Here is an 8111-nt window from a genome sequence, read left to right on the forward strand (position 1 = left end):
GGCCCTCGCCTCGGCCGGACGCCCCGTCACCCCGGACGCCACGTTCGCCCGCTTCCTGAACCGGCTGGTCGACGGCCTCGACGCGGGCTGACCGGGCGCTCGCGGCTCGTGGCCGAGACGCGCCGGAGCGGTGCCGGTCCGTCTCCTGCTTCCTGCTTCCCGCCGTGAGTGGCCCGGGCCCGGGCGCTCGGGCTCCCGGGCTCAGGTGGTGCGTGCTCGACGCCGTCGGCCCGCGACTGCGCGCGCTGCGGCGGCGGCGCCGGATCACCCTGGCCGAGCTGGCCGCGGCCACGGGGATCTCGGAGAGCACGCTGTCCCGGCTGGAGGGCGGCCGGCGCCGCGCCAACCTGGAACTGCTCCTCCCGCTGGCCCGCGCCTACGGAGTGCCGCTGGACGACCTCGTGGGCGCGCCGCCCACCGGCGACCCCCGGGTCCACCTCAAGCCGCTGCACCGGCACGGCATGACGTTCATCCCGCTGTCCCGCCGGCCGGGCGGGATGCAGGCGTTCAAGATGCTCATCCCCGGCCGGGGCGCCCCGGCCGAACCGACGCCGCAGACGCACGAGGGGTTCGAGTGGCTGTACGTCCTCAACGGACGGCTGCGGCTGGTCCTCGGTGACCAGGAGCTCGTGCTACCGCCCGGCGAGGCCGCGGAGTTCGACACCGGACTTCCGCACTTCCTGGGCAGCGCCGACGGCCGAGCGGTCGAGCTGCTGATCCTCTTCGGCCGGCAGGGCGAACGCGCGCACATCCGAGCACGCACCACCTGAGCCCGGGAGCCCGAGCGCCCGGGCCCGGGCCACTCACGGCGGGAAGCAGGAAGCAGGAGACGGACCGGCACCGCTCCGGCGCGTCTCGGCCACGAGCCGCGAGCGCCCGGTCAGCCCGCGTCGAGGCCGTCGACCAGCCGGTTCAGGAAGCGGGCGAACGTGGCGTCCGGGGTGACGGGGCGTCCGGCCGAGGCGAGGGCCTCGGCTAGTTCCGGGTGGTGGCCGTCCGCGGCGACGGCGGTGAGGTAGAGCGCCTCGGCCGCGGCCCGGTCCGGCGACAGCGCGGCCTCGGCCTGCGCCACCTCATGGGCCACGTGCCCGGCCACGAACGCGGTGAGCTGGGCGAAGACCTCCAGCCGGGTGCCGCCGTCGAGGCCGCTGGGGCGCAGGGCGGCCAGGGCGTGTTCCAGGAACGCGAGGGTGCGGGGTCCGAGGGTCCGGCGTGCGGGCACGGCGGTGGCCAGCCAGGGGTGGCGGAGCATGTGGTCGCGCTGGAGGCGCCCGATGGCCTTGAGATCGGCCCGCCAGTCACCGGTGAGCGGCCCGGACGCGGACAGTTCGCCGTTGACATGGTCGATCATCAGGTCCAGCAGCGTCTCCTTGTCGGGGGCGTAGCTGTAGAGCGACATGACACCCGCGCCCACCTCCGCGGCGACCCGTCGCATGGTGACCGCGTCGATTCCCTCGGCGTCGGCCAGGGCGACGGCCGCGACCGTGATGGCCTCGCGGCTGAAAGCGGGCCTGCGCCCCCGGCGGGGCCGGTCGGGGTCCGGGGCCAGCCAGAGTTCTCGTGGGTCGACACCGGCGGGGCCGGGTCCCTCGGCACGGGTCACGATCCTGCTGTTCCCTTCCTCACTGCTGCGGCTCCTGTCTCGTTCATCCAAGCATCGTCTATTCTCGTACGCAGTACGAGAATGAGTGAGCGACGGAGGCGAACGATGACATCACCCACGCACGAAGCCCGGCCGATGCCGGCCTGGACGCCGTCGGCCGCGAAGCCGCCGCTGTCCGCGCGCATGATGCGCGCCACCTGGCGAGGGCTCCCGCCCAAGCGCCACCGGATCGGCTGGGAGCCGGGCCTCTCCGTCCCCGCCGCCGACGGCAGCCCGCTGATCACGGACCACTACTTCCCCCGCGAGGAGGGCGACTTCCCCACCCTCCTCGTGCGCTCGCCCTACGGGCGGGGCGTGCCCTGGTCCCCGCAGTACGGGATGCTCTTCGCCGAACAGGGCTTCCACGTGATCCTCCAGAGCTGCCGCGGCACGGGCGGCTCCGGCGGCACCTTCGACCTCTGGCGCAACGAGGCCGCCGACGGCCTCGCCGCGGTGAGCTGGCTGCGCGAACAGCCCTGGTTCAACGGCACCCTGGGCACGGTCGGACCCAGCTACCTCGGCTACGTCCAGTGGGCCCTGGCCCTGGACCCGCCGCCGGAGCTGAAGGCGATGGCGGTCCAGGTCGGCCTGCACGACCCGTACGCCCTCTTCCACACGGACGGCGCGCTGAAGCTGGAGAACGCGCTCCTCGTCGGCGCCGGTATGACGTACCAGCACCGCGGCATGGGTCCGTTCGTCAAGGCGACCCTGCGGCTGAAGCGCCACCTGAAGGACGTCGTCAACGCCCGCCCGCTCAGAGGGGCTTACGCCGCCGCGCTCGGACAGGAGGTGCCCTGGCTGGACGACGTGATGACGCACCCGGAAGCGGACGACCCGTACTGGAAGGGTGCCTCGGCGGCCGCGGCGGCGGACCGCCCCGGCATCCCCACCGCCCTCATCACCGGCTGGCACGACGCCCTCGTCGACCAGACCTTCGCGCAGTACGCCCGGCTGCGCGCGTCGGGCGCCTTGGGGGCGTCGGAGGCGTCAGGGGCCGAGGTCACCCTGCTCGCCGGCCCCTGGACCCACGCCTCCGCCCTCCAGCAGGGCTGGCCCGAGGTGTTCGCCGAAAGCCTGGCCTGGCTCCGCGCCCACCTGTGCGACGACCGCTCCGGCCTGCGCCCGACCCCCGTACGCGTCCACACGGGCGGCGCGGACGCGGCGTGGCAGGACCTCGACGCCTGGCCGCTCGACCCCGCCACCACCTCCTGGTTCCCGACCCCCGACGGCCACCTCACCCGGCAGCCGCCCACGGACACCGCCGCCCTGGCCGCCGTCCGCCACGACCCGGCCGCCCCCACGCCTTCCCTCGGCGGCCCGCTGCTCTCCCTCCCGGCCGGCGCCCGGGACAACGGCACGCTGGAGTCCCGCGACGACGTCCTCACGTTCACGGGCCCGGTCCTGACCGAACCCGTCACGGTGCTGGGCGCGGTCTCCGCCCGGATCTCCGCGTCCACGGACACCGGCCACGGGGACGTCTTCACCCGCCTGTGCGACGTGGACGCGGCGGGCCGCTCCACCAACGTCTGCGACGGGTACGCCCGGTTGCGTACCTCGGGCGAGGAACCGGCCCACGTCACGGTCCCGATGAGCTCCACCGCGTACCGCTTCGCGGCGGGCCACCGCATCCGCTGGCAGATCAGCGCGGGCGCGCACCCGCGCTATGCGCAGAACCCGGGGACGGGCGAATCCCGGGTGGAGGCAACGGAGTTCGTCCCCATACGGGTCACGGTCCACGCGGACTCCGCGCTGCTGCTTCCGCAGGGCGAGGAGTGAGTGGGGGCGCGGCGTCCGGTGGGGGCCCGCCGCGCCGGCCGCTCAGAGCTGGTTGATCGGCCGCATGGCCAGGCCCTCGGTGCCGGCCCAGCCGTTCACCCGCGCCGCGTCGTCGTAGGAGACGGTGTGCAGACCGTCGGGCAGGTCGAAGGCGAGCTTCCCGCTGAGTTCGGTGCCTTCGCCCGCGACCAGGGTGGCGTTGAACCGGGCGGACTGGTCGTACTCCGCCTCGCCGCCCTCGTCGTTGCCGAAGATGTACAACCCGGCGTACGCCTTGCCACCTGCCTCGACGACGAGGGGCTCGGTGTCCGGCGCTTCGAGCGTCTCGACGATCGAGGCGTCGTCGCCGGTTCCGAGCCGCACCAGCGGGGCTTCGTTGAGGACGCACGGCGACGCGCTGCCGTTGGTGACGGTCAGCAGGAAGTGGCGGGGCGTCTCCCCGGCCGCGTCCTGGAGCTCGACGGAGGGGCGGAGGTCGGTGACCGCGCAGTCCTGGTGGTCGGTGCCGTTGCCACCGCCGGTCTCGCCGCTGTCGCCGGTCGCGTCACCGCCGGCACTGCTGCTCGTCCCGGTCCCGGAGTCACTGGACGACGACTCGGTGCTCTTCGCCGGGCTCTTCCCCGCCGAGGCGGAGCCCGACGGACCGGCGGCGTTGTCGTCACCCCCGGACGGCTGGCAGGCGGTGGCCGCCAGCAGGGCAGCGACCACACCCGCCCCCACCAGGGTGCTGCGCAGGGCCCGACGTACTGACCGTACTCCGTCTGTCTTCGCGTTCATGCTGCATCCCGATTCCCCCGAGACCGGTCCGCGGACCGGCCCTGTGTACAAGCGACACGGCCGAGTGTGGCGGTGACGGCCCCGTCAACTCATCCGAAATCAGGGGTTGTTACCACCCACGCACGAAGCACCGACCGCGGCGTGACGATGTCCGCGGCGGGTGCGTGAGCACGCGAGCACCACTGTCCGCTCAGTCGAGGCAGAACTCGTTGCCCTCGATGTCCTGCATCAGCTGGCACGACTCGTTCTCCTCATCGGCCAGCAGTAGCTTCCCGCGTACGGCCCCGAGCGGGATCAGCCGGGCGCACTCGGCCTCAAGCGCGGCGAGCCGCTCCTCACCCACGAGCCCGGTGCCGGCCCGCACGTCGAGATGCACCCGGTTCTTGACGACCTTGCCCTCGGGAACCCGCTGGAAGTACAAGCGCGGGCCCGCGCCGGTGGGGTCGGAACAGGCGAACCCCGACAGCGGCAGATCCTCGGCCGGCAGCGAGTTCTTGTACGCCTCCCAGCTGTCGAAACCCTCCGGCGGCTCCGGCACGACGTACCCCAGCGCCGCGCACCAGAAACGGGCGACGCGCTCGGGGTCGGCGCAGTCGAAGGTGATCTGGACCTGCTTGATCTTTGTCATCGGGCCAAGATAGTTGGTGGTGCGTTCGGGGTCACGGGATATTCGGGGAGCCCTGCCAACGACGTGACCGGCGGGTGTGGAGCCGCCGGCGGCGCACGTAGGGAGCGCCCCGACAACCCCCGGCAGCCGCGAGCTGTCCGTAGCGGGGACACCCCCGCACCGATCCCGAACGGGACCGGCCGTGTCAGTGGCCGGTGACAAAATCCAGAGGTGCTGATCAAGGGGTACGAGGACGGGCCACTGGTGGCCGGCGAGGCACTGCTGGATCGCCCGGGGTTCTGGTCGAACTACCTCATGCCGGTGTGCGGCGGAGGCGCGAGTGCCGTACGTCCCGGTCCGGAGTGGTTCGGCGACGACGGCGCTGATGCCGATGCCCTGTCCGAGGTCCTCTTCGATCCCGAACGCTGGCCGGTGTTCCGTGCGCCGGCTGAGGACGGCCCCGGGGCTGTGGTCGTCCATCGCAACATGGTCGGCGAGTACGGCATCGACTACCTGCTCACTCATCCGGGCCGCAGCCACGCCCAACAGGTCGCGAGCTGGGAAGGGGATCTCTCGGGAGTCGGGCTGGCATGGGACGAACTGGTCCGCCTCGCCGACAGCCCCTCCTCTGCGGCCGAAGGCGTTCAGGACCCGGCCGCCCGCCTCCTGCTGGTGCTTCCCCTCCTGGCCGCCTCGGACGTGCCGGAGCCGGCGCCGGCACGGCTCTGCGCCGCGCTGATCTCAGTTGGAGCGCCGCAAGCCACCGCCTCAAGTACGGCGGAACATCTGCTTACCCACCTGACGAGGCGAGCGCGTCACGATCCAGCCTGGGGATCGCCGCTGAGCGGCAGCTGAAGGACGGGCGGCCGGGTTGACTCGGGTGGAATCGGTGGGAGGCCGTCAGCAGCGAAGCGCGGGAAGGGTGCTGGGTTCGTGACGCCCTGGACCGACTGGGCGCCGGTGCCCGTTTCTTGATTTTGCTCGCGCACGGGTCGTTCCTGGTGCGTTCGAGTGACGGGTTCACCTGGCGTTTGCACATCACCCTGTGTATCCGATTGCATACGCACAGTGATCACGCCAGTTCGGCGGTCACGCCCAGGGAAGGAAACCATGTTCAAGACCATCAAGGCGCGCCGGGGAATCGTCGGGACGGCTGCCGTGCTGAGCCTCCTGTCCGCAGGAGCGGTCGCGGGTGTCGCCCTCGCGGATGACGCGGCCGTGAAGGCCAAGGCCCCGCACGCCATGGCCTCCGCGCTGATCAACGCGGACGGTACCCGCTCACAGTCCCAGGGGATCAAGTCGTCCACCAAGGCCGCCAAGGGCACCTACTGCGTGACGTTCGACGACAACACCAGGATCGACGTGAGCCGGAGCACCCCGGTCGCCACCCTCGTCACGTCCGGCGGCCCGCAGTACGCGATCAACCTCGCCACCTACCCGACACCCTCATGCGGAAACGCGGCAGACACGCTGACCGTCTACACCGGCGAACGCCTTCTGCTGGCCGACGCACCCTTCATGCTGCTCGTCCCCTGACCCTCGCGCCCCGAAACCGGGAGGGCGGGACCCCCGCTCGCCGGCACAACCCGGCCGCCCCGGTACACGGGTGACGCGGCCGAGAAGAAGGAAGACCCCCCATGTCTCACAGCACCACCGGGCGCGCTCGCGCCATCGCCCTGACCGCCGCCGCCCTGGTGTCGGTTCCCCTCCTGGCCGGTACGGCAGCGGCGGACCCCATCGACCTGTACGCCCCCCACGCCCGCGCCGCCGCCAAGGTGGCGACAAACGGCACGCTCCTGGCGCAGAAGAACGTCTCCGAGTCCTGGAGGACCGCCGCCGGGCAGTACTGCGTCAGGGTGTCGGATCCCGACATCGACGATCTGAAGGACGCGGCGGTCCACGTCACAAGCAACAGCAACTGGGCGACGTTCATCGTCCAGGCCCCGCCGAACACCCGCTGCGGCGGTGACCCGAACACCGTCTCCGTTCTCAGCATCAACACGGCCAACGCCTACGCGGACACGGCGTTCACCCTCACCGTGCAGTAGCCACAGCAGTTTGCGTCGCCCGGGCGGTCTGCCGACGGGAAGGTAGGGGGCGGTCCGGTCCGGGCCGCCCCCTACGGCCCTGCTGGTGCCGGAGCTTCGCTGCCCTTCGGAGCGCGCCAACCATGCCCTGTTTCAGTCCCCGTTCGCGTCCTGCCCCATGAGGCGCGGGACCGCGTGCGCGAGCAGGGCCAGGGCGGCCGACCCAGGCGGTATCCAGGCCCTCGGGGTGAGGTCAGCCCTGTGCGGCGACCATGCCCGCGAACTCCTTGAGTACGAGGGCGGGGCTGTCCTTCGGAAGGTCGTGGGAGCCGCCCTCGGCGGGGACGAGTGGGCGGTCACCGCCGAGGTGACCTCACGCACCCCGGCCGGGCGTCACCGATACGTGCGCTCCGCCCGAGGCACCAGCCCCGCCCGGACCGCGCTCATCCGGGCCCGCACGCCCTGTACGGGAACGGCTCCCGCCGGGCCGCTGGGTACGTCGGCGGGCTTGCCCCGGCACGCGCCGCAGATGCCGCCGCGCATTGCCTCGGGGGTGCCGGGGGCTCGGCACTCGCGGCATTCCAGGGTCCGCAGGACGACCTGGCGTACGGGGGCGATGCGGGCGGGTGGCAGTTTCTTCAGGAGCCTCGCGCCGACGAAGTCGACCGGGCTGTGGATGACCGCCGGCAGTCCCTGAGTCAGCGCGGACATGACCTCGGCTTCGGTGGCGCCGCGCTCGAACCACTCGCTGAGCTGCGGTTCCAGCGTCACGCAGTTCACTTCGGACAGGGTCAGCGTGGGGGCCGTCTCACCGAGCGCCGCCAGGAGGATGAACGAGCGCGAACGGGTGGGCCGTTGGGGCGTCTGCGGTACATCGCCCCGCGTGTACGCCGCCCACCACTCGTCCTTGCGTGAGGTACGGGAGAAGAACGTACGCGTCACCCAGATCAGTGCCTCCTCCGTCGCGACGCACTCACTGCCCCGGCGCAGGTGCCCCTCCTCCTGGAGCCGGTTCAGTGAGGTCCGCAGTGCGCACTGCCCGTACGGCAGCACCTTGGCGAGCATCTTCACGGAGATGTCGGCGCCGTCGCAGAGCCCGTCGATGTACGCGGCGATGGCGGCGTCACGGGGGAGGAGGTGGGCGAAGTCGTGGCCGGTGCGGGGGCGTTGGTCCGGGGCTCCGACGCTGCCGTACCGGCCAGGAGGGGAACCAACACCAGGGCGGCGGCGGTCAGGGCGATGGCGCGAGCGCGCCCGGTGGTGCTGTGAGACATGGGGGGTC

9 protein-coding genes and 1 pseudogene are annotated in these 8111 nt (G+C 72.3%); 6 read left to right on the forward strand and 4 right to left on the reverse strand.

Annotated features, from left to right (window positions below; genetic code table 11):
* Both EAO72_RS43135 and EAO72_RS17665 read left to right on the forward strand, forming a co-directional pair.
* A pseudogene (locus tag EAO72_RS43135) lies at positions 1–91 on the forward strand (TetR/AcrR family transcriptional regulator); the annotation flags it as partial.
* A 121-nt stretch (positions 92–212) separates the two neighbouring features.
* Entirely contained in the window at positions 213–770 is a 558-nt protein-coding gene (locus tag EAO72_RS17665) for a helix-turn-helix domain-containing protein (protein WP_148018301.1), read from the forward strand.
* 110 nt (positions 771–880) lie between these two features.
* On the opposite strand, the gene EAO72_RS17670 is transcribed toward EAO72_RS17665, so the two are convergent.
* Complete coding sequence (locus tag EAO72_RS17670; protein ID WP_148018302.1) at positions 881–1603, reverse strand: TetR/AcrR family transcriptional regulator; 723 nt, start codon at positions 1601–1603, stop codon at positions 881–883.
* Between the two features lie 105 nt (positions 1604–1708).
* Between EAO72_RS17670 and EAO72_RS17675 the strand changes: the two genes are divergently transcribed.
* A complete protein-coding gene (locus EAO72_RS17675) occupies positions 1709–3418 on the forward strand; it encodes a CocE/NonD family hydrolase (RefSeq protein ID WP_148018303.1) in 1710 nt (569 codons plus the stop codon).
* Positions 3419–3460: 42 nt separating this feature from the next.
* On the opposite strand, the gene EAO72_RS17680 is transcribed toward EAO72_RS17675, so the two are convergent.
* Positions 3461–4195 (reverse strand): DUF4232 domain-containing protein, encoded by a 735-nt coding sequence (locus tag EAO72_RS17680; RefSeq protein WP_148018304.1) that lies wholly within the window; start codon positions 4193–4195, stop codon positions 3461–3463.
* A 190-nt stretch (positions 4196–4385) separates the two neighbouring features.
* A complete protein-coding gene (locus EAO72_RS17685) occupies positions 4386–4823 on the reverse strand; it encodes a VOC family protein (RefSeq protein ID WP_148018305.1) in 438 nt (145 codons plus the stop codon).
* A 210-nt stretch (positions 4824–5033) separates the two neighbouring features.
* On the opposite strand from EAO72_RS17685, the gene EAO72_RS17690 reads away from it, so the two are divergent.
* The 3 genes from EAO72_RS17690 to EAO72_RS17700 all read left to right on the forward strand — a co-directional run bounded on the left by EAO72_RS17690 (position 5034) and on the right by EAO72_RS17700 (position 6850).
* Positions 5034–5657, forward strand: a complete 624-nt coding sequence (locus tag EAO72_RS17690) for a hypothetical protein (protein ID WP_148018306.1) — start codon at positions 5034–5036, stop codon at positions 5655–5657.
* Between the two features lie 255 nt (positions 5658–5912).
* Entirely contained in the window at positions 5913–6338 is a 426-nt protein-coding gene (locus EAO72_RS17695; RefSeq protein WP_148018307.1) for a hypothetical protein, read from the forward strand.
* Positions 6339–6439: 101 nt separating this feature from the next.
* Complete coding sequence (locus EAO72_RS17700; RefSeq protein ID WP_148018308.1) at positions 6440–6850, forward strand: hypothetical protein; 411 nt, start codon at positions 6440–6442, stop codon at positions 6848–6850.
* 372 nt (positions 6851–7222) lie between these two features.
* On the opposite strand, the gene EAO72_RS17705 is transcribed toward EAO72_RS17700, so the two are convergent.
* A partial coding sequence (locus tag EAO72_RS17705; RefSeq protein ID WP_261991537.1) for a hypothetical protein occupies positions 7223–8111 on the reverse strand: 889 nt, incomplete at its 5' end.

This window comes from Streptomyces sp. OR43, assembly GCF_008042275.1.
Lineage (GTDB): Bacteria > Actinomycetota > Actinomycetes > Streptomycetales > Streptomycetaceae > Streptomyces.